We start from the raw sequence: 23811 nt of genomic DNA, 5'->3' as shown, positions 1-23811 counted from the left end.
GCCTGTGTGGCCCGGCGGGACTTCGGCGTCTCGCTATCAAGCCATGGCGCCATGTTGCCGATCGCGCCTGGGCATGATCACTTCAGAGGTGAGGACGGTACGATAAACCTGCCTGCCTCTCCATCCGAACCAAAGCCGGTTTGAGGTGTCAAATGAGAGACGACCGAATACAGGACAGGAAAGCGTGAACCGAAATCGAGACCTACCCGCCCATGTTGGCATCATTATGGGAAGTCAGAGTGACTGGGAGACGATGCAGCACGCCTCCCAGACGCTGGACGAGTTGATGATCACGCATCAGACTAAAATCGTCTCAGCACACCGCACACCGGATCGCCTGCGGCAATATGCTGTTTCAGCACGGGATGCAGGTCTCAAAGTCATCATTGCCGGAGCGGGCGGTGCCGCGCATCTGCCCGGGATGGTGTCAGCCTGGACGACGCTTCCCGTCCTCGGTGTGCCAGTTGAAAGCCGCGCGTTGAAAGGCATGGACTCCCTTCTCTCCATCGTGCAGATGCCTGGCGGTGTGCCGGTGGCAACGTTCGCCATTGGCCGCGCAGGGGCTATTAACGCCGCCCTGACCGCCGCGTCGATCCTGTCTCTCGACGATGACGCGGTGCGCATCCGTCTTGAAAAATGGCGCCAGGCCCAGACGGATAACGTCAAAGACGCACCTGAGGGCTAGGCCATGCCGCGTATATTGAAGCCCGGGGGGCGAATCGGCATTATTGGTGGCGGGCAGCTTGGCCGCATGTCCGCCATGGCGGCGGCAGAAATGGGCTTCCACTGCCATATCTTCTCGCCGCGTGACGATGAGCCTGCACTTGACGTGGCTCCCTCCGCGACGATCGCCGCTTATGATGATACCGCAGCCCTGCGGCGCTTCGCGGAAAATGTCGATGTCATCACCTTCGAGTTTGAAAATATTCCCGCAGAGAACCTTGCATTGCTTGAGTCGCTCAAGCCCGTGCATCCTTCACGCAAAATATTAGAGATCAGTCAGGACCGCATTGTCGAGAAGTCTCAACTCAACGCATTTGGCCTGAAGACGGCACCCTGGGTCGCTGTCACGGACCCTGCTGCGCTTGCCACGATAGAGGCGGCACTCGGCTTACCGTTCATCCTGAAACAGACGCGTTTTGGTTATGACGGGAAAGGCCAGTGGCGGGTCAATGGCCCTCAGGATCTTGAAGCGATTCAGGATACGCTGCCCTACCCGCTTATCGCCGAGGGCCTCGTTGATTTTGATCGGGAGCTCAGCATCATCGTCGCGCGGGATCTTTATGGTGACGCTTTCTGCTTCGACGTGACGGAAAATCGCCATCGACATGGCATCCTCGATATCAGTCTCGCCCCGGCCCGCATCAGCCCTGAGCTGGCCGCATCAGCGCAGGACATTGCGTGCCGCATCGCCCATGGTCTGCAGCTTGTGGGCATCCTCGCCGTTGAGTTGTTCTTGGGCGCAAAGGGGGAATTGCGCGTGAATGAGATCGAGCCGCGACCCCATAATTCAGGCCATTGGACGCAGGATGCCTGCCTGATCAGCCAGTTTGAGGCGCATATACGCATGGTGGCGGGGCTGCGCGCCCAACCCCTCACCCGTCACAGCGATGCTGTCATGAAAAATCTGGTCGGCCCCGGCACATATGACGCAGCTTCCAGGGCGTTGGAAACACCCGGCACGCGCCTGCATCTTTACGGCAAGGCGGAAGCGCGGCCCGGACGCAAGATGGGTCACATCAATGCGCTTTTCCCTAAAGGGGCGCTACCCGGGGATCTTGGGCTTGCCGCCGCGCTTGGGCCGATCCTCAATGACGGACTCGAGTAAGCCGAGTTCTTTAAGACTGGCGTAACGCCCTTTACCAATCACGAGATGGTCAAGAATATCGACGCCGATCAGGCGCGTTGCATACATGATCTGATGTGTCATGTGGATGTCACTGCCTGACGGTGTCGGGTCTCCACTCGGGTGATTATGGACGAGGATGAGGTTGGCGGCCCTTAACTCCATCGCGCGACGCGCAACTTCCCGAGGGTAGACAGGTGTATGATTGACTGTGCCCTGCGCCTGAGCTTCATCCGCCAGAAAACCGCCATCATCGAACAGGAAAATAGCATGAAACTGCTCAACGGCCTCTCGCGCTAATCAACTGGTGAGATAATCCAGAAGAAATTGCTTATCCGCGAGGACGTTCTTTTTATTGATACGCTCACGATTAATGCGGATAGCCGCTTCCTGAACGAGGCGCACGGCGATGATGGCGCTGGTCGGAAAATTCGGGACAGAAGTGAGCGCTTCATTGGGCGCGCAAAGTAAACCGGAGAAGGAGTCGAAACGCGCCTTGAGATTGACGGACACCGCAGCCGCGACATCTTCCGGAATTTGCAACACTCGAAGGAAATGTCGAATCTGATCATAGTCATCTTTGACCGGCAGGCTTCCCGCCGCTTCAATTTCACTCAGGGCGACCCGCGACCACCCGGAGCCGATGACGTCAAAGAGATCGTTCGACCCGGTCGGCCTCTTCCTCGTTCTATTCTTTCGATTTATTCTTGGCAGAGTAGCCTCTCGTTGGGACAAACACTGATGAGGATCGGGGGGGAACGGGATAAGTCTACAGCGTCAAACAGTTAACGAATGATGAAAGTCGCGCTTCAAACTTAGCGAAAGGTGATCCTAATCAAAACTCTTTTTTTACCGCACCGCATAATTGCTTTCAGACGATAATTCCCTGTTGCCGGAAACTGAACAATTCGAATTGCTTATCAATAAAAATATAGTCATGCAGCGTAATTGCGAGGTTTTCTGTCTCTTTCTGTAGTTTGACTGCAACACTCCGAAGTCGACGCGCCTCGCCTTGCACGTTGAATTGCACAGAGTGCAAACATATAAGCGCCGTTGCATGGAGAGATAAGGCCCGGCGGAACATATCCTGCGTGTCGCGACCTACATTGAAAGCCTCATCGGCCAGAAGCCGGTTCTTGTTATTGAGGAAAAGCACCCGAGAGCTATCCTCCGGCATGATCTCCATTGTGTCATGTAGATAATCAACCAGCTCCTCCCAAGCGCCAACGACGATCTCAGTCTGTGGCTCAGACACGGCCAGCAATGATGCCGCTACCTGCGGGAGGCGCATGATTTTTATCGCCTTGTCGTTGAGGCCAATCTCGCGCAAGCGAGTCACGGGTGCATTTACAACGCCGCCAATGGAACAAAACGTGGCCATTAGCTCCTTGGTACGCGGCTTTGTGTCCTGCCTTGGGACGGACAGAAACAACAGCATTTCAATTATTTCGTAATCCGCCAGAGATTCGACGCCATTGCGCAAAACGCGCTCACGCATACGGGCACGATGGCCGAGCACGCTGTTCTTTTGACTGGAAGACCGCCTGCTCATTCTTTAAAAGGATATAGTGTCATAAAATTCTGCAACGTCGTGCGGTAAATGTGAATCATTCTGTACCATCCCCTGAAGCACATGGATACCTGAAACGCTTAAACCTTGAGCAGCGCGCCGCTGTCGAGTCAATCGAAGGGCCATTATTGATCCTCGCTGGCGCGGGGACAGGTAAAACCCGCGTTTTGACGACACGCTTCGCGCATCTTCTTCTGACGGGTAAAGCACGCCCCCATCAAATTCTCGCCGTGACTTTCACGAATAAAGCAGCGCGGGAAATGAAAGACCGCATTGAGACGCTCGTCGGGCATACAGTCGATGGGTTGTGGCTGGGCACGTTCCACGCAATCTGCGTGCGGATGCTGCGTCGACATGCCGCTCTGGTTGGTCTCAGCAATCAATTTACCATTCTCGATACGGATGACCAGATCCGCCTCATCAAACAGGTGATGGAGCCGGCCGGAATCGATGTGAAACGCTGGTCGCCCAACGCCATGCTCGGCGTCATCCAGCGTTGGAAGGACCGCGCCCTCACCCCGGCAAGTATCACGCCAACTGAGGATACTGACTTCGCGCAGGGTAAGGCGCGCGACATATACCTCGCTTATCAGGAGAGGTTGCGCACTCTCGACACCTGCGATTTTGGCGACCTTATCCTGCACGTTTATGAAATCCTGCGCCTGCATCCTGAGGTTCTCAAATCTTATCATCGCTTATTCAGATATATCATGGTCGACGAATATCAGGATACGAACACAACCCAATATCTTTGGCTACGTCTTTTGTCACAACGCCCGGATGAAGACGCCAATATCGCCTGTGTGGGTGATGACGATCAGTCCATATATTCCTGGCGCGGCGCTGAAATTGAGAACATCCTTCGATTTGAGCGTGATTTCCCGAATGCGAAGATCATCAGGCTTGAACAGAATTACCGTTCAACGCAGGAAATTCTGTCCGCCGCTTCCGGGCTGATCGCACATAATCATGACCGACTGGGCAAAACACTCCGCCCCGGGACGGATGACCGCCGGGGGGAAAAAGTCACCGTTCTGGCAGCACCGGATTCGGATGGTGAGGCGCGTCTCATTACCGCACGGATTGAAGCGCTGCATCATGAGGGTCATGATTACGCGCAAATGGCAATATTGGTGCGCGCCTCCTTCCAGACGCGCGCATTCGAAGATCGTATGCTGGTCAGAAACATTCCTTACCGCATTATTGGCGGCATCCGATTTTACGAACGCACTGAAATCCGGGATGCGCTGGCCTATGCGCGTCTTCTGGCGCGCCCGGGCGATGATCTCGCGTTTGAACGCATCGCCAACACACCCCGCCGCGGGATCGGCGCCATCGCGATGCAGAAAATCCATGCCGCCGCGCGTGCGCAGCATATTCCCCTCATGGCGGCCGCCCTGGCTGAAAACGGCCCCAAATTATTAACGCGCAAGGGGCAGGAAGCTCTGGCGACTTTATCCGACACATTAACGCAGGGGCGTGAACGGCTGGGTGGGGAAGGCCATGTCGTCGCGCTTGAAGCCGTGCTGGAAGAGGCCGGTTATCTCCAGATGTGGCGTGACGATAAATCGATCGAAGCGCCCGGCAAGCTCGATAATATCAAGGAACTCCTCCGCGCCATGGCGGAATTCCCGTCATTGGAAGCGTTTCTGGAGCATATCGCCCTTGTCATGGATGCGGATGCTGTCCAGAGGGATGACAAGGTTAATGTCATGACGCTTCATGGTGCGAAAGGGCTGGAATTCGATACGGTCTTCCTGCCGGGATGGGAGGAAGACATTTTCCCCTCACAACGCAGCCTTGAGGAGGGTGGAGAACGCAGCCTTGAGGAGGAACGGCGCCTGGCCTATGTTGGGCTGACACGCGCCAGAGTGCGGGCTATCATCTGCCATGCCGCGCGCCGGCGCATTTACGCCAATTGGCAGGACAGCATCCCGAGCCGGTTTGTCGGGGAAATCCCGGAAGACTGGCGGAATGAAACAAACCCCTATGATGGTTTGCGCGTGCCGGAGACGCCCTTCCCGCGCCCTGCCAGCCATTGGCCAATCCTGGCGCGACGTGATAGGGGCAAAGCATCAATGTCGCCCCCGGTGGAAGAATTTGAGGTGGGTCATCGTGTTTTCCATCAGAAATATGGATATGGTACAATTATGGTCGTTAATGGAGAGACTTTATCCGTCGCCTTCGAGAAAGCGGGTGACAAAGCCGTTCATGTCAGTTACGTCGATCTGATCTCATCATGATCCGCCCGCGCCACGCGACACAACTTGAAACCTTCTCCGTCACGGTTGCGGAAAGCGCTGTCCCTTTATTTGAAAGTGCGCTTGCCACAGTCTGCACAACTGTTGGCATTTTCGAGGCGGATGACGACCATCGGAACTGGCGGGTTGAACGGGTGCGTGATCAGAGCCATCGGGAGGATGAGTTGCAAAGCGCCCTTACGGTGGCACGCCTCCTTTCCCGGCCATGACGCGCCGCTTCATCAGCAGGCAACCCATAGTGATGGCCTGGCTGGCCCGAATTTATGAAGCCTTCCCGCCGCAGAAGATCGGCCAGCGTTTCATGATTTGCGGCACGCATCTCGATGCGCAGCGCGCGCCGGGGCGGCACGTTATCACGCTCGATGCGGGGATCGCCTTCGGCTCGGGCGAGCATGGCTCAACCCGAGGTTGCCTGCGCGGCTTTGAAAAAGTCGCTTATCGCCGCCTGCGCCGCATTCTGGATATGGGTTGTGGCTCCGGCATTCTGGCGATGGCCGCAGATATTGATCCATGGTCTGTGCGTATCATCTGGAGCAATGCGCGGCTTAACGGCCTCAGGAACATGATTCACGCGGTGCAGGGTCAAGGCTGGGCCACGCCCGCAGTGCGTCGCAGCCGGAATTTTGACTTGATATTCGCCAATATTCTTGCGCGCCCCTTTTGCCTCATGGCCCGGGACCTTACCGCCAAACTCAGACGCGGTGGAACGACCATACTGGCCGGACTGCTCACGACGCAAGCGAATATGGTTCTCGCGACTTATCGTCGTCAGGGCCTTGTGCTGCAGCGCCGCATTTATGAAGGGGAATGGTGCACCCTTATTTTGAGGAAACCCGCATGACCACACGTGATTGTCAGCTTCGCCTCGCGCGGGAAGAAGACCTCCCGGAAATTCTTGAGATCGTCAATCACAATATTGCGCATTCCGACGCGCTCTGGAACAACACGCCGCAAACCCTCAAACAACGTGCGGTCTGGCTGAAACAGCAGCAGGAAAATGACATGCCCGTTTTTGTCGTGATATGTGAGGGCACGTTTTTCGGCTATGGCAGTTACGGCCCTTTCCGCCCCTATGAAGGTTATGCGCAGACGGTTGAGCACTCCATTTACGTCAAACCGGGGATGAGCCGCCTCGGGATCGGCCAGATGCTCCTCACCGCATTGATCACCCATGCGACGGAAGCCGGGCGCCACCTGATGATCGGTGCCATCACCGACACAAATACGGCGTCCATCCAATTGCATGAGAAATTCGGCTTTACCGCCATGCCGGCGATTCCGGAAGTGGGGCGCAAATTTGACCGATGGCTTAACCTCGTCTTTATGTATCGGATACTCGATTCCTGAAGCAGGGGTTAAAGGTGACATTACCCGCAAGCCGCGATTCCATTCGCCATATTCGTGCACAACTCTCCGCGGAGGGTCTGGACGGGATGATCCTGCCGAGGGGCGATGAATTTCTCGGTGAGTATGTCGCACCTTATGCTGAGCGCCTTGCCTGGTTGACCGGATTTACCGGCAGCGCCGGGCTGGCGATTTTGCTGCAGGAGGAAGGGGCCGTCTTCTCAGATGGTCGATATACCGAGCAGCTTCGCAGCCAACTTGATCCGTCCATCTGGTCCGCACAGAGCCTTGTGGCGGGTGGTCCGCAAAAATGGGCGGCGGCGCGCCAGGGGGGCCTCAAACTTGGGTTTGACCCGCGCCTGGCCTCTGAGGCTATTTTCAAAAATTTCGACACCATATCGTCCGTTACGCTGGTCCCACTCTCGCAAAACCCGATTGATGCTGCCTGGGTGACACAACCAGAGAAGCCCGATGGCAGGGTCCAGCTCCTGGAACTGCAATTTTCCGGACAGGATTCACTTCAGAAACGCACGCATATCGGGCAGATACTGGCTGAGCGTGGACATGACGCCGCCCTGATTACCGATCCGACCTGCCTCGCCTGGCTGTTGAATATGCGCGGTAATGACGTGCCTTATACGCCGGTCGTGCTAGGCTTCGGACTGATCACGCCGGATGGCGCGGTGACGGCCTTCATCGATAAGGCCCGCCTGCCTGAAAACGCCGCCACCCATTTCGGGCCTGGCGTGACCTTCGCCCCACCCGAAACCTTGCCCCAGTCACTGGAAAATCTTCGGGGCAAAATCGTGCGGCTGGATCCGGAGAGCGCGTCAGTGTGGTTCCGACAGCATCTTGATGCGATCGGTGCAAAGCCGGTGCGCGATGCCGATCCCTGCCACCTTTTGAAGGCGCAGAAGAACGACGTCGAGCTTGATGGCGCCCGTCGCATCCAGAAAATCGACTCAGCCGCTTTGTGCAAATTCCTGCATTTCGTCACAAAGTCAGGCGTTGGATGCCAGGAGGCAGCACTCGCCGATCACCTATATAGGTTTCGCTCTGAAGCGCCGGAATTCCGGGAGGAGAGCTTCCCCGCGATCTCCGCCGCCGGGCCGAATGCCGCCCTGCCCCATTACCGCGCGATCAAAGGGCAGGATCGTGACCTCACAGCGAGCCAGATTTACCTCATTGATAGTGGCGGGCAGTATGAGGCCGGCACGACGGACGTGACGCGCACAATCTGGATCGGGCCGAACGCGCCTGATGACGCCATATGTGACGCGTTCACGCGCGTGCTGAAAGGACATATCGCCATCGCCCGGGCGGTCTTCCCCGTCGGCACGCCGGGTTACCGGCTTGACCCCCTCGCCCGCTACGCTTTATGGCAGGCGGGGCTCGATTATGATCACGGCACGGGCCATGGCGTCGGGAGTTACCTCTCCGTGCATGAGGGGCCGCAAAATATCAGCGCGGCCCCGCGTCCCACTCCGCTTATGCCGGGCATGATCGTCTCAAACGAACCAGGATATTATGAGCCGGGACATTACGGCATACGTTCGGAAAATCTGCTGATCGTCAAAGACGCACCCCGAACGGGTTCGCGTGAATTTCTGGCGTTCGAGACGCTGAATTACGCACCTTTCGACCGGAAAATGATCCGCCCCGTCCTCCTCTCTGCGGAGGAGATCGATTGGATCAACGCCTATCACGCCAAAACGCGGGAGGAAATTTCCCCGCTTCTGGAGGGAGATGCACGGGCGTGGCTCATGGAGGCATGTGCACCCCTGAACTGTTGATTGAGGCTTTCTATGACAAGCAGAACATATCGGGCGACCCTCATTGAGGGTGATGGGATCGGCCCGGAAATCACGGACTCAACCGTGAAAATTCTTGAAAAACTGGGTGCGCCCTTCGCGTGGGAAAGATGTGCGGGCGGGCTCGGCGCGATTGAATCCAGTGGCCTCCCCTTGCCGGAGGCAACACTGGAAAGCATCTCCCGCACCGGTCTGGCCCTCAAGGGGCCGCTGACGACCCCGGTTGGCAAAGGGTTCAAATCCGTCAATCTCACCTTGCGCCAGCGCTTCGGGCTTTACGCCAATCTGCGCCCGACGCGGACGACCATCCCCGGCGGACGGTTTGATCATATTGACCTCGTCGTGGTGCGGGAAAATATCGAGGGGCTTTACGCCGCGAATGAATATTACCTGCCGTTGGGGGATGACCCACGCGCCATCGCCTGTGGTGGCGGCTTTAATTCCCGCGAAGAATGTGCGCGGGTCATCCGTTTCGCGTGTGATTATGCCGTCGCGAATGGCCGCAAAAAAGTCACGCTTGTTCATAAAGCCAATATTCTGAAAATCTTCAGCGGACTTTTCCTGGAGACAGGGCGCGACATTGCGCAGGAATATGCCGGAAAGATCACCATTGATGAGCGCATTGTAGATGCATGCGCCATGCAACTCGTCACCGATCCCTGGCAATTTGATGTCATCGTCACGACAAATCTCTTCGGTGATATTCTCTCTGATCTCACAGCCGGGTTTGTCGGGGGGCTGGGCATGGCACCGGGGGCGAATATCGGTGAGAAAGCCGCCATCTTCGAGGCCGTCCATGGTTCAGCGCCGGATATTGCCGGCAAAAACGTCGCAAACCCATTGGCCCTGCTGATGGCAGGCGGGTTAATGCTGGCCCATGTGGGGCGTCATGATCTGAAGCAACGTCTTGATGACGCCATCACCCGCGTCGTAACCACAGGCGGTGTCCGCACGCGTGACCTTGGCGGCACAGCGAGCACAAGTGAGATCACCACAGCCCTGCTCGACGCGTTGTAAACCCCCTGCCCTGACTTGGGCTGCGACACGCGCGGACCTTATCTGTCGCGTGTCGCGTCAAGCCAGCCTTGCAACATGTAGGACGCGGCCATTTTATCCACGACCGCCGCCCTTCTTTTACGGGTCATGCCGGCTTCCTCAATCAGAAAGCGATTGACAGCGGAGGAGGAAAGACGCTCATCCCAACAACAAGCGGGAAGGTTGAGACGTGTGGAGAGATCACGCAGCCAGTCTTCAGCCGCTTGTGCCGCCGGTCCCTTTTCCCCGTTCATGCTGAGGGGCAGGCCGCAAACCAGCGCGCCCACGCCCTCCGCGGCGACAATGGCGGAGATTTCGGCCACCATCTGCCCCAGCTTCTGCCGCTTAATGACATGGTAGGGTGAGGCCAGCATCAGACTGATGTCACTCAAGGCGAGACCAACGGAAACGCTTCCCGGATCGATGCCCAGCACACGTTGATGTCGTCCGAGCGCGGCGCGCAGCTTGTATGGATTGAACAGGGACATGATTCAGCGTTATAACCCGACCAAAATTAACACTCTTCCCTACCCACCCCTCAGCAGGAAAGTCGAGAATTTATGTCGTTGGACACAGAATCTGTCATGCGGATCGCCAAAATGGCCCGCATCGGCCTGACGCCTCAGGAATGCGCCGAAGTCGGGTCGGAACTTGATCATATTCTCGGATGGGTCGAGCAACTTAAAAATGTCGATGTCTCCAACGTGCCTCCCATGACTGGCGCGGGTGTCGCAACCCTGCGCATGCGTCAGGATAAAGTCGCTCTGGAAAATGACGGGGAAGATGTTTTAGGCAATGCGCCCCTGCGGCGCGGCCCGTTTTACGCTGTGCCGAAGGTGGTTGAATAATGTCCCGCATGACCCTTGCTGCCACACGTGACGCCCTCCGCGCCAAAAAGATTTCAGCGCTGGAAGTGACGGATCATTTTCTCGCCGCCGCGGAACGGCTGAACCCTGAGATCAACGCCTACATCACGCTTGACCCGGAAGGCGCGCGGGCCCAGGCGAAAGCTTCCGACGCGCGCCGCGCAAAGGGTGAAGCCCTGCCGCTTGACGGTTTACCTTTGGCCGTCAAGGATCTTTTTTGCACAAAAGGGGTCAGGACCACGGCAGCAAGCGCGATCCTGAAAGATTTCAAGCCACCTTATGAAAGTACGGTCACGCAAAATCTCCTCCAGGACGGCGCTGTTTTTCTGGGTAAGGCCAATCTTGACGAATTCGCGATGGGGTCGACGAATATGACCTCCCATTTCGGCCCCGTGACCAACCCCTGGAAACGCGCTTCTTCCGAGCAGCGCCTCGTGCCGGGTGGTTCATCCGGTGGGTCAGCGGCAGCGGTTGCCGCGGGGATGGCGTTGGGCGCGACGGGCACGGATACAGGCGGTTCCATCCGGCAGCCCGCGGCTTTCTGCGGCATTACCGGCGTCAAACCAAGTTACGGTCGATGCTCACGCTTCGGGACAATCGCCTTCGCCAGTTCGCTTGACCAGGCGGGCCCCATGGCCGCCAATCTTGCTGATTGCGCGTTGCTGCTGCAATCCATGGCCGGTTTCGACCCCCATGACAGCACCTCCGCACAGCGCGACGTGCCTGTTTACGCAGACGCATTAAATCGCGGCGTGAAGGGGCTGCGCGTCGGTATCCCCAAAGAATATCGCCCCAACACATTGCCCACGGAAATCCAGGTGCTCTGGGACCAGGGAATCGCATGGCTGCTTGAGGCGGGGGTCCACATCGTCGACGTCTCCCTGCCCCATACGCAACATGGCCTGCCCGTTTATTACATTGTTGCGCTTGCCGAGGCATCCTCCAACCTCGCTCGTTATGACGGGGTGCGTTTCGGGACGCGAGTCGCCGCTGACACATTGGACGCGCTTTATGAGGCGTCACGTCGCGCGGGTTTCGGGGAGGAAGTCCGCCGCCGCATTCTGATGGGCACGCACGTGCTTTCATCCGGCTATTACGACGCTTATTACCTGCACGCGCAGAAAGTACGCACACTGATCCAGCGCGATTTTGATGCCGTTTTCGCGGATGTTGATGTGCTTTTGACTCCAACAGCACCCAGCGCCGCCTTCGCGCAGGATGAAAAGCCAAGTGATCCGGTGCAAGTTTATCTGAATGACATCTTCACCGTGCCCGCCAGCCTGGCCGGCCTGCCCGCCCTTTCCCTGCCCGCAGGTCTCAATGGGGAAGGTTTGCCGCTTGGTCTGCAATTGATCGGCCGCGCCTTTGAGGAAGAAACCATGTTTGCAGCCGGCCGGGTGCTGGAAGACGCCGCATCATTCACGCACCGCCCTGCTTATTTCGCGGAGGGGCTGTGATGCGCACCTATATCATTGAAGGCGCAACGGACGCCTGGGAAGTCGTGATCGGGCTGGAAGTCCATGCCCAGATCGTCAGTCAAAGCAAGCTTTTCTCCGGCGCACCGACAGCGTTCGGGGCTAAGGCCAATACGCAGGTCAGTCTGGTTGACGCCGCCTTCCCCGGCATGTTGCCGGTTTTGAATGAGGAATGCGTTGCGCAGGCCGTCCGGACGGGCCTCGGACTCAATGCGCAGATCAATCTTTTCAGCCGGTTTGACCGCAAAAATTATTTCTACGCCGACCTGCCGCAGGGATATCAGATCAGCCAGTTTGAACACCCGATTGTGGGAAAAGGTGAAATTGAGATCGAGCTTGCCGATGGGCAAACGCGGAAAATCGGCGTGACACGCCTGCATGTTGAACAAGATGCAGGTAAGTCGATCCATGATCAGGACCCGGAACTCACTCTGATTGACCTTAACCGCGCCGGTGTCGGGCTTATGGAGATCGTCAGTGAGCCCGATATGCGCTCACCGGAGGAGGCCGGGGCCTATCTGCGCAAGCTTCGACAGATCCTGCGTTATCTCGGCACGTGTGACGGCAATATGGAAGAGGGCTCCATGCGCGCAGACGTGAATGTCTCCGTGCGCAAGAAAGGGGAAGCCTATCGCACACGCTGTGAGGTCAAGAACGTCAATTCAATCCGCTTTGTCATGCAGGCCATCCAGGCTGAAGCCCAACGTCAGGTGGAAGTCTGGGAATCGGGTGGCGAAGTGCAGCAGGAGACGCGGCTTTTTGACCATGTGCGCGGTGAGACGCGCTCCATGCGCAGCAAGGAAAATGCGCATGATTACCGTTATTTTCCTGACCCGGATCTTTTATCGCTGGTCCTCGACGCAAAGTGGGTCAAATCGCTGCGTGATCACCTGCCGGAACTCCCCGAGCCGAAACGTGCCCGGTTAGAGGCGCAATATGGGGTCAGCCGATACGAATCCGGTATTCTGACCACGGAGCAAGCCGTGGCGGATTTTTACGAGATTCTTGCGAAAGAATTGGAGCCGCGTCTGGCGGCAAATTGGATGTTGGGGGATTTCTTTGCGGGGCTCAATAAACTGAGCGTTGGAATTGACCGCTCCCCGATCTCGGCGCAACGCCTCGCGGGTCTGCTCAAGCTGATTCAGGATTCGACGATCAACGACAAGATCGCCAAGGAAGTTCTGGAGGAGATGTTTGCGTCGGAGGCTTCCGCGCGTGACATCGTTGAGAAACGCGGGCTGAAGCAGGTCACGGATACGGGGGTAATCGAAGCGGCGATCACGGCGGTTCTGGATGCAAACCTGGAAATGCTGGCCCAATATCGCAGCGGAAAAGACAAGCTTTTCGGGTTTTTTGTCGGGCAGGTCATGAAGGCGATGAAGGGAAAAGCCAACCCCGCCCTTGTCAATGACCTGCTGAAAAAAATACTCGCCGGATAATCGCGTTTCAGTATTAAAGGGGGTTTGACGTCCATGCTAATTCCCCCTAGAAGCACAGTTGCAAACGTCGTGTAAACAACGTCCCTCACGGCGGAGGGGTGGCCGAGTGGCTGAAGGCGGCGGTTTGCTAAACCGTTGTACGGTGTCAAGCCGTACCGTGGGTTCGAATCCCATCCCCTCCGCCAGCAACCGTTATCACGGCTTCTCATCCCCTTTCACACCCCTTTATTTTCCCGATTTTCCACCGTAAACTTCTCTCATGGCCTCTTACCCCCCTCGCGCAAGCGCACGAAATATGGGTTTTTCTGGGAGTCACTAAAATCGGGCGGGGGCATTGCATCGTCGCCGCAATCTGAGCCTTTTCAAGCCTCCGCCCCCTCACCCCATCCCCATCAAATACCGGGCCACTGACTGATCCGTGACGAGTGATGTGATTGCGCCGCTACGGAGGGCGGCGAGGATGGCTTTTTGTTTGCCGGGGCCGCCAGCTGCGGCAATGACGTGGGGGATGTTGCGCAAACTGTCGAAGGATACCCCCATTGTCCGGCGGCTGAAGCCTGTCTGAAGTGGCTGGCCCGCCGCATCAAAGGGGATGGCGCAGATTTCGCAGGCCATTTTGGCGGCGTCGATTTCCGCACGATCCGCTTCATCCAGAACGTCGTAGAGCTGCGAGTCCTCAGACGTCGCCCCGCCAATGGCGATAACAGCGACGGTGATTTTCAGCCAATGATCCATCACGTCGCGAATTCCCTGCTGGCGCTGAAAAACCCCTAACGCCGCCTCATCCGACACGACCAGTGGCGCGTAAATCGGGTAGCTTTCCCCACGCGCGACAGCCGCAAAGCGCCGCACAAGGTCAACGGAATTTGCTTCCACCGCCCCGGCCACACCGGTCATTTGCACCACGGCACAATCGGGCAAAGCGCGGATCTTCTGCGCAACAACGTCGATCGTGCGTCCCCAGGCCACACCAAGGACATCCTCCGAGGAGATGATTTCCTCCAATAATTCCGCCGTCAGACCACCGAGTGTGAGTCGCATGTTATCGACAGACGCATCAGAGGTTTCAGCAACCAGCACATGTCTCAGCCCGAAACGCGCACGCAGCGCCTCGGATAAGGCCGTATCGACCCGGCCGGAGTCGTTGATGTGTATCTGCACGAGACCCGACTCAATGCAGGCATTCAGAAGACGCGCCACTTTATAGCGTGACATGCCAAGCTTCTTGCCAATATCGATTTTGCTCACGCCCTCAAGGTAATATTGCCGCGCGACAGACACCGCCAGCACGCGTTCCGCAGGCCCCATTTCCATCTTCCTCATCCAAACTTCAACCGCACCATATCACAAATGGGCGAGAATTTTGACATATGGGCGAATCATGCTTGTTTTTTGTCACGCGAAACGTCACAAACATCTCATTAAACGCGTACAGGGAGAGGATGCTCATCGTGTTTGAGAGCAGTAACGGCGCTGACGAAATGCCGATCATGCCGCATCTGAGTGATGCGGAACTCGCCTCCACAGCGAAAAAAACACTCAGATTCGTCGTCATCATGGCTGCATTGGGCGGGGTACTTTTCGGTTACGATACCGGGATCATCTCAGCAGGGCTCCTGTCGATCAGCGCAGATTTCGGTCTCAGCGCTTTCGGGAAGGAGCTTGTCACCAGCGCGATTCTCATTGGCGGCATTTTCGGCGCTCTGGCGAGTGGTCCGGTCTGTGATCATTTCGGCCGCAAACGCACGGTCATTGCCGTCGCGCTGCTTTTCATCGCGGGCTCGATTGCGACAAGCTTCGCCCCGGACACAGTCTGGCTGATCGCTACACGATTTTTCCTCGGGATTGCGGTCGGGGCGGTCACACAGATCATGCCCGTCTATATCGCTGAAGTCGCACCCGCCGCCCGACGCGGCGGCCTCGTCGTGCTGTTTCAGGTTATGATCGCGGGCGGCCAGCTCGTCTCCTACCTCATCGGCTACGCCATAAGCGGGCACTGGCGTGTCATGTTCTTCCTCGCAACGTTTCCGGGGCTGGTGCTTTTCCTCGGTATGCTCAAAATGCCGGAGAGTCCCCGTTGGCTCATCCGGCGCGCGCGTCATCATGAGGCCCTTTTCATCCTGACGCGCATTCGTGGCCATCGTGGCCACGCGCAGAATGAAGTCTCACAGATCCGCAATCTCTCTGAAAATAATTCGGATCAGGGGCGCTGGCGTGACCTTGGCAGGTCCTGGGTGCGCCCTGCCCTCGTCGCGGCCCTTGGCGTCTCGATATTATGCCAGCTGACGGGCATCAACGCTGTCATCTACTATGCGCCGACCATTCTGGTTGAGTCAGGTTTCGGCAGTTCAGCGTCCCTTCTCGCCATTATCGGGGTGGGGGTGACGTTGCTCGTCATGACAGTTATCGGCACATATCTGGTCGATCATATCGGTCGGCGACGCCTGATGCTGGTGTTCATCCCGCTCTCCGTCATCGCCCTCCTGGTTCTGGGCGCCGCTTTCTGGGGCGGACATCCAACAGGCATCGCGCAATGGGCCGTTGTCATCTTGATGCTCGTCTATATCGCCTTTAACGGGGGCAGCCTCTCCGTCGTGATCTGGCTTCTGAATTCCGAGATCATTCCCCTCTCCGTGCGCGGCAAGGGGACGGGTCTCGCCTCGGTCTCCATGTGGGTATCTAACCTAATCGTCAGCCTCACAACCCTCAGCCTGATCCAGTCGATGGGAGCGTCAGGGACATTCTGACTATACGGCATCGTCTCCATCGGGGCTTTTGCCTTCGTTTATTTCTGCGTGCCGGAGACAAAAGGGCGCAGCCTGGAGGAGATCGAAAAAATCCCTCCGTGATGGCACTTTCTCCCCTCTCAGCCGGATGATGGAGCATCATAAAATTTGAGGCAGGCGCTTTTTCCAGTACGTTTTTTATGATCGGGATTTGAACAGTCATGTCCGTTGTCGTCGGGGTCGATAGCTCGACCCAATCATATAAAGTCGAACTCCGGGCCCTTGAAAACGGCGCGCTGCTGGGTAGAGGCAGCGCCAGCCATCCGCCCGCCCACAGCCCTCGGAGCGAGCAGGACCCGGCGGCCTGGTGGGAGGCTTTCAAGAAAGCCCTGCGCCGCGCAGTGGATCAATCCGGTGTGTCACGCCAGAATATCAGAGCCATATCAATCGCGGCACAATGTCACGGGCTCGTGGCGCTGGATGAAACCGGCGCCACCATTCGCCCGGTAAAATTATGGAATGATACGGAGAGCGCGAAGCAGCTCCAGCATCTTCGGGAGAAAATCGGCGCGCAGCATTGGATTGAGTCGGTGGGCTCCCTCCCGACCGCCGCCTTTACCCTTAGCAAAATTACCTGGCTCGCTGAAAATGAGCCATCGCATTTCCAACGGATGCGACGCATCTGCCTGCCCCATGATTGGCTGACCCTGCAATTATGCGGCCAGCACGTCACAGACCGGTCCGAGGCCTCCGGCACGGGTTACTATAATGCCCGAACGGACCAGTATATTTCGGCATATCTTGAATTGATTAATCCGGATCGGGACTGGATGCCCCTCCTGCCGCGCGTCTTTGGGCCTAACGAAGCAGCCGGAAGAGTTGACCCTAAAATCGCCGATAGTCTCGGCCTTGCACAGGACGTGCTGATCGGCCCTGCAGGGGACCAACACGCTGCCGCGCTGGGGCTAGACGTCAAGGAGGGAGACGTTGCTTACGTCTTAGGGACATCCGGCGTCGTCTTTACGACGTCGGCAAACCCGGTTGCGGATCTTGATGGGGTTGTCGATGGCGTCAGCGATTGCACGGGCGGCTACCTGCCTCTCGTTTCGACTTTGAATGCCACGCGTGTCACGGAATGGGCCGGGCAGATGCTCAATGTCGGGCTGGACGAGCTCGGGCGCCTCGCCCTCTCGGCTGATCCGTACGCTTCCCCCTCTTTTGCCGCTTTCATGGAGGGGGAGCGCAAGCCCAATCGCCCTGATGCGTGCGGCGTCCTGGCCGAGCTGACCTCTTCCACTACGCGCGCTGACCTCGCCCGCGCCGCGCATGAAGGTGTGTTGATGGCGCTGACCCGGGGTGAGAAACGCATCAATGCCGCCGGGGAGGCGACAGGGGGGCGAGTCATCCTGGACGGGCGGCGGCGCAAAATCCATGGCGTATCGTCAGATCCTCGCTGACCTGACGCAACGTCCCGTGCTGATTGTCGATCCGGAAGATGCCAGTGAGGCCCCGGCACGTGGCGCTGCCATTCAGGCGGCCGCATTTCGATTGCGCCGCTCACCCCCGAACGGAATTACGTCACGCTTATGAAACCGCATCTGAGCGTTACGCATGTGTGGCGGATTGGACGGCGTTCGACGGGAAATTGACCCGATGAAACAGTCAATTCCGCAGACACGGCCGGAACAGATCGCGCTCAATCCCGCGATAATTGGCCTGGCAAAGCGATCAGAGACCACGATTAGCGGTAGCCTCTACGCCGCGCCACCCGCCCGACGCCACGAGGTGGCGCGCGCTTTGGCGCAGGCGCATTGCTGGATCCATGCGGATATGTTCAGCCCGGAGGCGAAGGGCGTCCGCCTGGCGGAAACTGACCGGATTCTTGCAGAAGGGCTCGGGCCGGTCGATGTCCATCTGCTTAGCGACCAGGCCATGGGCGCTTCCCATATCATTGTGACAGACATGCAGGCGGACCGCCGACAACGTGCCCTGCAATTTGGCGCAACGCGCGTGATTGACCCGCTGAAAGAGTCGCTCGATCTCTTGGGGGTCGATACCTTTATCGACTGTTCCGGCGCGACGCCCGCCATCAAATCGGGCATCAAGGCCGTGCGTCCCGCCGGGTATGTCGTTCTGGTCGGGATGGGCGCCGATGAGCTGCCGATCCCTTCCCCGAGCTTCAGACGCGGGAAATCTGGCTGACAGGTGTTTTCCGCTATACCGGTACCTGGCCGATCGCGATTTCAATGGTTGCTCGCCATCAGGTGGATCTGACATCCATGGTAACGGCGCGTTATGACTTGGCGCATGTTCAGGATGCGCTTGAGGCCACGCGAGACCCGAATTCAATCAAGCCGATGGTGACATTATGAAATCGCTTGTTTCAACCAAGGCCAGTCTGCAAATCGTCAGGGATGAGACGTCGCGTCTCATGCGAAATATCGCGCCTACCCAGCTTGAGGCCGTCGCCGAGCTTTGCCTCGCCATTTCCAAAGGCGGGAAGACGGGGATGCGGTGGTTTTTCTCCGGCCAGGGGCGGTCCGGTCTGGTCGCGCAAATGGTAGCCATGCGCTTCATGCATCTTGGCCTCAACTCGCATTTTGTCGGTGAAGCTTCCGCACCCTCCATCCAGCCGGAAGACGTATTAATGCTGATTTCCGGCTCTGGCTCCACGCATGTGACACTCCATTTTGGAAAAATCGCGCACGATGTCGGTGCGAAGGTCATCTCAATTACGCGCGCGGGGGACAGTGCCTTACAGAAACTTTCCGACATCACCCTCGAAATTCCGGCATCTGACTCACGTCAATTTGCAGGAAGCCTCTTTGAGCAAGACGCTCTACTGGCCTGCGATGCCCTTTTTGTAAGGCTCGTGAAGGAATTCGGGGAGTTCGAGGCCGAAATGGCGCGCCGCTACACAAATTTCCAGTAAAGGCTTTGCGCGGCGGGATGGGTTTTCTTAAACGAGCCGCGCTTCACGCCATCAGTTAGCCATAACGCAACAATTAACTGATTGGGACGCGGCTGATGCAGTGGCGCATCATAAGATTTTGACCACACATGTCAGCTCAAAGAGTGGAAGGGTCTGTATTTGCAAAACAGAACTGACCCTTCCAACTCAAATCCCATCCACCGTGCGAGACTTAGCGCGGCGGAAGGTTTCTTTTAACAGCTACCGTCGGATCAGCTGATATGAATGGCAGAGGCATCGAGATGCTCAACCCTGAGGAACGTGACCTGCATGTTATTATCCACAGTTGCAGGATCGTATCCCCCCGAAACCGTGGCTGTGGCCAGCAGGTTCTGGACCGCTAGTGCTGAATCGATAGGGTCGTAGAAATATTGGAAAAAATAATCACCTTTCGAGGCATCGAAATCCGTGATGGTGATATTGCCGCCACTATGCCCCGCCAGAACGCCGAAGGAATTTGCACCCTCTTCGCTTGTCACAGTGACAGTCGAGTCACCTGAAGCGCTTGAAAAAGCCGTGCCGAAGACCATATGATCGTCACCCGCACCGCCTGAAATCGTTAAGTTTCCCGTTCCGTTGAGAAAGCTCAGTGCCCCGGCTACACTGATGACATGATCCTGCCCCTGAAAGACGGAGAGATTTCCCGAAGCGGAAATCGTGTCACCGACAGCACCGGTGATCGTCCCTGAACCACCTGCATTATCAAACGTCACAGTTGACCCGGCACCACCTGAGATGGAGCTGTTTGCCTGCACCTTGATGACGCTGCCAACCGTCGCCGCATCGACAACACTGGCGTTCTGGCCGAGATCATATTGTCCTCTGCCGCCATTGATCGTCACGAAATCCGTGCCATAGGACGTCCCTTCTGTGACGATGTAATCCGATGCACCGGCGCCGGTGAGGTAATCGACGTTGAAACCCTGACCGTAAACAGTGTCATTGCCCTGTGAGACGAGATAATTATTTCCCTGGCCGAGACCGATAAGGTTTCTCGCACCTGTCACCGTCACATAATTTTCACCACTCGAGGTGTTGATAACGTTGCCCCCGACATTAAAGGCCGTGCTGACGAGTTGGTTAAGGCCTTCCTGGCTGATAGGACCGACAGAAGAGTTGGGCACGCCGCCTGCATTGACGGCAATCGTTCAATCCCCTGTCGCGTTTCCGAAATCAGCAAAGCGAGAGCCTTCCAACACGGAGACAGGGCCCCCTATCGCCCCCGAGATGAGGTAATTCCCCGGGGATGTTGATGCATCAAGGATGGAGAGCTGGCGTGATTCCGTCGCATTGATCTTGAAACTTGAAGACGCCGTCGCTTCACCCTCATGGATGAGAAGATGGGTGACGCCGTCCGCCAGATTATCAAGACTCGTTCCGTAAGACTGAACGATCCAATCCCCCATAACGACCGAATATCTGTTGTTCGCCGAAACGTCGGGGGACGGCGACGAAAGTACCATCCGAAACGGCCGCAGCGATCGCGTCCGCATATTGCTGCGCCAAAGCGCTTGTCGCCTCTTCCGGCGCGTCGAACTGGTAATTCTGTCCGGTGATACCCGGGACGGTGATCGTTGCCATCGTTCTTCCACTCCTTTTCGATGAATCCTTCTCGTTCAGCTCTGAGGAAGTCGAGAAGACCTGTTTATTTCCGCGCTGAGAGATCGCCGGGCCCATGATCCGACGGTATCTCGCGAAGAATCACTGACAATGGAGGAAAATGAATTTTTCTTGCACGATAACATCCCGTCCCAGCCGTCATGTATGGGGGTGTTGAGGGGATGAAGATCGGTTAGAAGAGGTATCGGCCCTTGTTACTTAATTTACCAAGCAGCGACTTTTATCGATCGCTAAAGCCCACGTCACAATTTGCGATGGCTTTCGGCCTAACGCGAGCCTGGTAGCTTCACTATTTTCTTTGATAAAAGCGCGTCTTGCGTCATCAAGGCCGCTTTCGCTGGCGGCGACCGCCGGCGTTCCCGGGGGCGTAAAGGCGTCGCGGGGTGCGCATCGATCAGCTGAAAATCGGGGCGTTTGTAACGGACCAAATGGTGGGCGCAACAGGGATCGAACCTGTGACCCCTACCATGTCAAGGTAGTGCTCTACCGCTGAGCTATGCGCCCATCTGGTCCGTGGGCGTGCTTCTAACCTTCATCAGCGCAACTGACAAGACTGGATTTTGAAAAAAATGCCGTTCGCGCCTCATAAGCCGACATTACCCGCCCTTCGGCCCGGATGGTTTGGCCAATTTTGAGTGGGGGCGTGGCGGCGGACGGTCAATCGGGGGTGAAATCTCATCTTCACCCATAGAGGTGACCTCCCGACCCATATGCGCCGTCACCATCCCCAGACGATGGCGCGACAACGCCTCCGGATAATCCTCCCGAATACGTTTGATCATCTTCTCACGAATATCGCAGCGGAGGTCCCAGCTTTTAAGCGCGCTTCGGGCGCTGGCGATGATTCGGATCTTGATTGTCACAGCATCACAATCCGCAACCTGGAAGTCGAGCACCTTCCCGTCCCAGAGTGGACATGTCTTCGCGATCTCCTGCAATTCTTCCCGGAGCGCATCAATCGGGGCTTCGTAATCCAGGTATAGATAGACGATGCCGATGATGGCGGCTGAATTGTGTGTCCAGTTCTCAAACCGGTTTTCAAGAAAATAGGAGATCGGCACGATGTGACGCCGCCAGTCCCAGACGCGCAGCACCACGTAAGTCGCCGTGATTTCCTCCACCCACGTCCAGTCGCCATTGATGATGATCAGATCTTCCATCCGGATAGGCTGGGTGATGGCGATCTGCACACCTGCCAGAAGATTCGTCAGCAGGCCGCGTGCCGACAGGCCGACGATCAACGATGCCGCACCGGCCGACGCGAAAAGAGACACGCCGTAATTGCGGACGGAATCAAACGTCATCAATGCGACACCAACGGTGATGATACCGACGAGGATTTCAAGAAGGCGTTGCAGGACTTTGATTTGCGTCTGATGCGAGCGGACGATGATATCATCATGATGCTCACTGAGCGAAATGCGACTGAGATAAGCCTCCGTCATGATCCGGAACGCTTTGATCGCACTGTAACCCACCATCAATATGACGATGAAGACGAAGGATTTTTGCAGGATCTGCGTCGTCCGCCAGGAAAGTCCGGAAGCCGCGGGCAAAGCTGAAATCACCACAACAAGCACGATGATCAGCCGCACGGAGCGACGCGTCGACAGCACGATTTTGCGTGCCACCGTGCTGCCCTCCCGACTGAGCAGGCGGAGCAGGAAGCGCGTCATCCAGTGGCTGGCATAAAACGCGATTAAGGCCAGCGTGACGAGCATGACGACCGTCACGACAGACGCTGGCAACCAGCCGAAATACGCACGAAACTGGAGGAGGCAGGCGATAAAGTAGGTTTTGAAACTCATATCGGCATCAACCCATTCAAGACGACCGCGGTCAGCGAAAGCAATAGATGGTCACGAGACAAGCTTTCGATGAAACGGGTCAACGACCGGTCGGCTTCCTTTTTTCGTCAGCCGGGCACCATTGCAGTTTTTTGATATCACGCACAAAATCATTGCGCACGTGGTTGACACGATATCGTCGGGGCTTTAATTGCAACCCACCAGTCGCGATGGCGGCGTAGCTCAGCGGTAGAGCAGGGGAATCATAATCCCTTGGTCGGCGGTTCAAATCCGTCCGCCGCTACCATTCCGACTGGGTCAGCCATCATATCCGCATCTGACCCTGCGCGACCTCCCCCACATGGAACACTATGCCTTACCCGGGGCGGGGCGCGACCTCTGCCGAGGTCGCGATAAATCTTTCCTTACTCCGCGTTATCTTCAGCAGAATGGGCGGTCTCGCCCCCTGACTCATCCTCCGCCTCTTCAGGGCCGCGGCGGCTCATCTCCTGACTCAGCCTGTTGCGCCTTCATGCGCTTCTGATGGCGCTCCTGACGTTCTGTCTGCGATTGCTGGGCTGCCTGCGTCATGGCATTGATGATACGGAAATAATGTTCAGCATGCTGGAAATATGCCTCCGCAAGGATACGGTCACCCGCACCGGTCGCGTCCCGACCCAGCTGAAGATATTTCTCAAAAAGCTGTTGCGCCGTGCCGCGGACACGCATTTCAGGCCCGTTACTGTCAAACACGTGGTTGCGATTAAGCGGCGTCTGATTATTACCCTGACGCGCGCTCATCCCACCGTTGGAGCGATGATGACGGCCTCTGATACGTTTGATGTTCATGGATTTAAATGGGACTTTCCTGCTGGCAAGGCTGAGCCCTGCCTGGTTCATGATCGGCAAAGCAGTGTGGAAAATGTCCTGCTTTGCTTTCCAAAGTCGAAGGTCGGGCGAGGAAACAGCGCGTAGGTTTGACAATATCATAACCAGTAACCGCGATACCGTCTCCAGCAGAGCGAAATGCGCATTAAAAGCGCAATCGAATAAAGCCTCG

22 protein-coding genes, 3 tRNA genes and 4 pseudogenes are annotated in these 23811 nt (G+C 57.0%); 18 read left to right on the top strand and 11 right to left on the bottom strand.

Annotated elements, in window-relative coordinates; all coding sequences use genetic code 11:
• The first annotated feature begins 226 nt into the window (after positions 1-226).
• Together purE and AAYR33_03140 are read left to right on the top strand one after the other, a co-directional pair.
• Complete coding sequence (gene purE, locus AAYR33_03145) at positions 227-685, top strand: 5-(carboxyamino)imidazole ribonucleotide mutase (GenBank protein XAO72359.1); 459 nt, start codon at positions 227-229, stop codon at positions 683-685.
• 3 nt (positions 686-688) lie between these two features.
• A complete protein-coding gene (locus AAYR33_03140; protein ID XAO71935.1) occupies positions 689-1828 on the top strand; it encodes a 5-(carboxyamino)imidazole ribonucleotide synthase in 1140 nt (379 codons plus the stop codon).
• Here AAYR33_03140 and AAYR33_03135 read toward each other — a convergent pair.
• The 3 genes and pseudogenes from AAYR33_03135 to AAYR33_03125 form a co-directional block, all read right to left on the bottom strand.
• Positions 1766-2125: pseudogene (locus AAYR33_03135) on the bottom strand (JAB domain-containing protein). The gene AAYR33_03140 and the pseudogene AAYR33_03135 sit on opposite strands and share 63 nt — an antisense overlap.
• Positions 2126-2146: 21 nt before the next feature.
• The gene (locus AAYR33_03130; protein ID XAO71934.1) at positions 2147-2389 is read right to left on the bottom strand and encodes a hypothetical protein; all 243 of its coding nucleotides are present in this window, start codon (positions 2387-2389) and stop codon (positions 2147-2149) included.
• Between the two features lie 328 nt (positions 2390-2717).
• Positions 2718-3365, bottom strand: coding sequence for a JAB domain-containing protein (locus tag AAYR33_03125; GenBank protein XAO71933.1), 648 nt, complete (start codon positions 3363-3365; stop codon positions 2718-2720).
• Between the two features lie 83 nt (positions 3366-3448).
• Here AAYR33_03125 and AAYR33_03120 point away from each other — a divergent pair, with 83 nt between their 5' ends.
• From AAYR33_03120 to AAYR33_03100, 5 genes and pseudogenes are all read left to right on the top strand, one after another.
• On the top strand, positions 3449-5659 hold the full coding sequence (locus tag AAYR33_03120) for a UvrD-helicase domain-containing protein (GenBank protein ID XAO71932.1): 2211 nt from the start codon (positions 3449-3451) through the stop codon (positions 5657-5659).
• Positions 5656-6518: pseudogene (locus AAYR33_03115) on the top strand (50S ribosomal protein L11 methyltransferase). The gene AAYR33_03120 and the pseudogene AAYR33_03115 overlap by 4 nt, the downstream one beginning before the upstream one ends.
• Complete coding sequence (locus tag AAYR33_03110) at positions 6515-7024, top strand: N-acetyltransferase family protein (GenBank protein XAO71931.1); 510 nt, start codon at positions 6515-6517, stop codon at positions 7022-7024. Before AAYR33_03115 ends, AAYR33_03110 begins: the two are co-directional and overlap by 4 nt.
• Before the next feature lie 14 nt (positions 7025-7038).
• The gene (locus AAYR33_03105) at positions 7039-8814 is read left to right on the top strand and encodes an aminopeptidase P family protein (GenBank protein ID XAO71930.1); all 1776 of its coding nucleotides are present in this window, start codon (positions 7039-7041) and stop codon (positions 8812-8814) included.
• A gap of 12 nt (positions 8815-8826) precedes the next feature.
• Positions 8827-9849, top strand: a complete 1023-nt coding sequence (locus tag AAYR33_03100; GenBank protein XAO71929.1) for an isocitrate/isopropylmalate family dehydrogenase — start codon at positions 8827-8829, stop codon at positions 9847-9849.
• Positions 9850-9887: 38 nt separating this feature from the next.
• Here AAYR33_03100 and ruvX read toward each other — a convergent pair whose 3' ends face one another.
• Positions 9888-10355, bottom strand: a complete 468-nt coding sequence (gene ruvX / locus AAYR33_03095) for a Holliday junction resolvase RuvX (protein XAO71928.1) — start codon at positions 10353-10355, stop codon at positions 9888-9890.
• A gap of 72 nt (positions 10356-10427) precedes the next feature.
• On the opposite strand from ruvX, the gene gatC reads away from it, so the two are divergent.
• From gatC to AAYR33_03075, 4 genes are all read left to right on the top strand, one after another.
• On the top strand, positions 10428-10715 hold the full coding sequence (gene gatC / locus AAYR33_03090; GenBank protein XAO71927.1) for an Asp-tRNA(Asn)/Glu-tRNA(Gln) amidotransferase subunit GatC: 288 nt from the start codon (positions 10428-10430) through the stop codon (positions 10713-10715).
• Positions 10715-12190, top strand: coding sequence for an Asp-tRNA(Asn)/Glu-tRNA(Gln) amidotransferase subunit GatA (gene gatA, locus AAYR33_03085; GenBank protein XAO71926.1), 1476 nt, complete (start codon positions 10715-10717; stop codon positions 12188-12190). The genes gatC and gatA overlap by 1 nt, the downstream gene beginning before the upstream one ends.
• Positions 12190-13647, top strand: a complete 1458-nt coding sequence (gene gatB / locus AAYR33_03080; protein XAO71925.1) for an Asp-tRNA(Asn)/Glu-tRNA(Gln) amidotransferase subunit GatB — start codon at positions 12190-12192, stop codon at positions 13645-13647. The genes gatA and gatB overlap by 1 nt, the downstream gene beginning before the upstream one ends.
• 92 nt (positions 13648-13739) lie before the next feature.
• A tRNA-Ser gene (locus AAYR33_03075) sits at positions 13740-13832 on the top strand.
• 193 nt (positions 13833-14025) lie between these two features.
• On the opposite strand, the gene AAYR33_03070 is transcribed toward AAYR33_03075, so the two are convergent.
• The gene (locus AAYR33_03070) at positions 14026-14961 is read right to left on the bottom strand and encodes a sugar-binding domain-containing protein (protein XAO71924.1); all 936 of its coding nucleotides are present in this window, start codon (positions 14959-14961) and stop codon (positions 14026-14028) included.
• Positions 14962-15017: 56 nt separating this feature from the next.
• Between AAYR33_03070 and AAYR33_03065 the strand changes: the two are divergent.
• The 6 genes and pseudogenes from AAYR33_03065 (at position 15018) to AAYR33_03040 (ending at position 19305) form a co-directional block, all read left to right on the top strand.
• A pseudogene (locus AAYR33_03065) lies at positions 15018-16496 on the top strand (sugar porter family MFS transporter).
• 98 nt (positions 16497-16594) lie between these two features.
• Positions 16595-17830, top strand: coding sequence for an FGGY family carbohydrate kinase (locus AAYR33_03060; GenBank protein ID XAO71923.1), 1236 nt, complete (start codon positions 16595-16597; stop codon positions 17828-17830).
• Positions 17805-17963 carry a hypothetical protein gene (locus tag AAYR33_03055; protein XAO71922.1) on the top strand — a complete coding sequence of 53 codons (159 nt, stop codon included), beginning with the start codon at positions 17805-17807 and terminating at the stop codon, positions 17961-17963. The genes AAYR33_03060 and AAYR33_03055 overlap by 26 nt, the downstream gene beginning before the upstream one ends.
• Before the next feature lie 63 nt (positions 17964-18026).
• A complete protein-coding gene (locus AAYR33_03050; GenBank protein ID XAO71921.1) occupies positions 18027-18575 on the top strand; it encodes a zinc-binding dehydrogenase in 549 nt (182 codons plus the stop codon).
• Positions 18576-18619: 44 nt separating this feature from the next.
• Positions 18620-18745, top strand: a complete 126-nt coding sequence (locus AAYR33_03045; protein XAO71920.1) for a hypothetical protein — start codon at positions 18620-18622, stop codon at positions 18743-18745.
• A complete protein-coding gene (locus AAYR33_03040) occupies positions 18742-19305 on the top strand; it encodes an SIS domain-containing protein (GenBank protein ID XAO71919.1) in 564 nt (187 codons plus the stop codon). The genes AAYR33_03045 and AAYR33_03040 overlap by 4 nt, the downstream gene beginning before the upstream one ends.
• A 251-nt stretch (positions 19306-19556) precedes the next feature.
• On the opposite strand, the gene AAYR33_03035 is transcribed toward AAYR33_03040, so the two are convergent.
• The 5 genes from AAYR33_03035 to AAYR33_03015 form a co-directional block, all read right to left on the bottom strand.
• Positions 19557-20468, bottom strand: a complete 912-nt coding sequence (locus tag AAYR33_03035; protein ID XAO71918.1) for a hypothetical protein — start codon at positions 20466-20468, stop codon at positions 19557-19559.
• Between the two features lie 24 nt (positions 20469-20492).
• Complete coding sequence (locus tag AAYR33_03030) at positions 20493-20750, bottom strand: hypothetical protein (GenBank protein XAO71917.1); 258 nt, start codon at positions 20748-20750, stop codon at positions 20493-20495.
• Positions 20710-20925, bottom strand: coding sequence for a hypothetical protein (locus AAYR33_03025; GenBank protein ID XAO71916.1), 216 nt, complete (start codon positions 20923-20925; stop codon positions 20710-20712). Before AAYR33_03025 ends, AAYR33_03030 begins: the two co-directional genes overlap by 41 nt.
• A 468-nt stretch (positions 20926-21393) precedes the next feature.
• Positions 21394-21468 (bottom strand) — tRNA-Val (locus AAYR33_03020).
• A 92-nt stretch (positions 21469-21560) separates the two neighbouring features.
• Positions 21561-22772: a mechanosensitive ion channel domain-containing protein gene (locus tag AAYR33_03015; GenBank protein ID XAO71915.1), complete on the bottom strand. Its 1212-nt coding sequence runs from the start codon at positions 22770-22772 to the stop codon at positions 21561-21563.
• A 211-nt stretch (positions 22773-22983) separates the two neighbouring features.
• Here AAYR33_03015 and AAYR33_03010 point away from each other — a divergent pair.
• Positions 22984-23058, top strand: a tRNA-Met gene (locus AAYR33_03010).
• Positions 23059-23276: 218 nt separating this feature from the next.
• Here AAYR33_03010 and AAYR33_03005 read toward each other — a convergent pair.
• Positions 23277-23600 (bottom strand): annotated as a pseudogene (locus tag AAYR33_03005) (DUF4167 domain-containing protein).
• Positions 23601-23811: the final 211 nt, after the last annotated feature.

The sequence above is a fragment of the Acetobacteraceae bacterium genome, assembly GCA_039613835.1.
In the GTDB taxonomy this organism is placed as follows: domain Bacteria; phylum Pseudomonadota; class Alphaproteobacteria; order Acetobacterales; family Acetobacteraceae; genus Sorlinia.
This window is presented reverse-complemented; position numbering and strand designations above follow the sequence as displayed.

Coding starts and splice junctions, on each gene's coding strand:
- purE (XAO72359.1), top strand. CDS start 227: ATGGGAAGTCAGAGTGACTGGGAGACGATGCAGCACGCCTCCCAGACG.
- AAYR33_03140 (XAO71935.1), top strand. CDS start 689: ATGCCGCGTATATTGAAGCCCGGGGGGCGAATCGGCATTATTGGTGGC.
- AAYR33_03110 (XAO71931.1), top strand. CDS start 6,515: ATGACCACACGTGATTGTCAGCTTCGCCTCGCGCGGGAAGAAGACCTC.
- AAYR33_03100 (XAO71929.1), top strand. CDS start 8,827: ATGACAAGCAGAACATATCGGGCGACCCTCATTGAGGGTGATGGGATC.
- ruvX (XAO71928.1), bottom strand. CDS start 10,355: ATGTCCCTGTTCAATCCATACAAGCTGCGCGCCGCGCTCGGACGACAT.
- gatC (XAO71927.1), top strand. CDS start 10,428: ATGTCGTTGGACACAGAATCTGTCATGCGGATCGCCAAAATGGCCCGC.
- gatA (XAO71926.1), top strand. CDS start 10,715: ATGTCCCGCATGACCCTTGCTGCCACACGTGACGCCCTCCGCGCCAAA.
- gatB (XAO71925.1), top strand. CDS start 12,190: ATGCGCACCTATATCATTGAAGGCGCAACGGACGCCTGGGAAGTCGTG.
- AAYR33_03070 (XAO71924.1), bottom strand. CDS start 14,961: ATGGAAATGGGGCCTGCGGAACGCGTGCTGGCGGTGTCTGTCGCGCGG.
- AAYR33_03060 (XAO71923.1), top strand. CDS start 16,595: ATGTCCGTTGTCGTCGGGGTCGATAGCTCGACCCAATCATATAAAGTC.
- AAYR33_03055 (XAO71922.1), top strand. CDS start 17,805: ATGGCGTATCGTCAGATCCTCGCTGACCTGACGCAACGTCCCGTGCTG.
- AAYR33_03050 (XAO71921.1), top strand. CDS start 18,027: ATGAAACAGTCAATTCCGCAGACACGGCCGGAACAGATCGCGCTCAAT.
- AAYR33_03045 (XAO71920.1), top strand. CDS start 18,620: ATGGTTGCTCGCCATCAGGTGGATCTGACATCCATGGTAACGGCGCGT.
- AAYR33_03040 (XAO71919.1), top strand. CDS start 18,742: ATGAAATCGCTTGTTTCAACCAAGGCCAGTCTGCAAATCGTCAGGGAT.
- AAYR33_03030 (XAO71917.1), bottom strand. CDS start 20,750: ATGGGGGATTGGATCGTTCAGTCTTACGGAACGAGTCTTGATAATCTG.
- AAYR33_03025 (XAO71916.1), bottom strand. CDS start 20,925: ATGGCAACGATCACCGTCCCGGGTATCACCGGACAGAATTACCAGTTC.
- AAYR33_03015 (XAO71915.1), bottom strand. CDS start 22,772: ATGAGTTTCAAAACCTACTTTATCGCCTGCCTCCTCCAGTTTCGTGCG.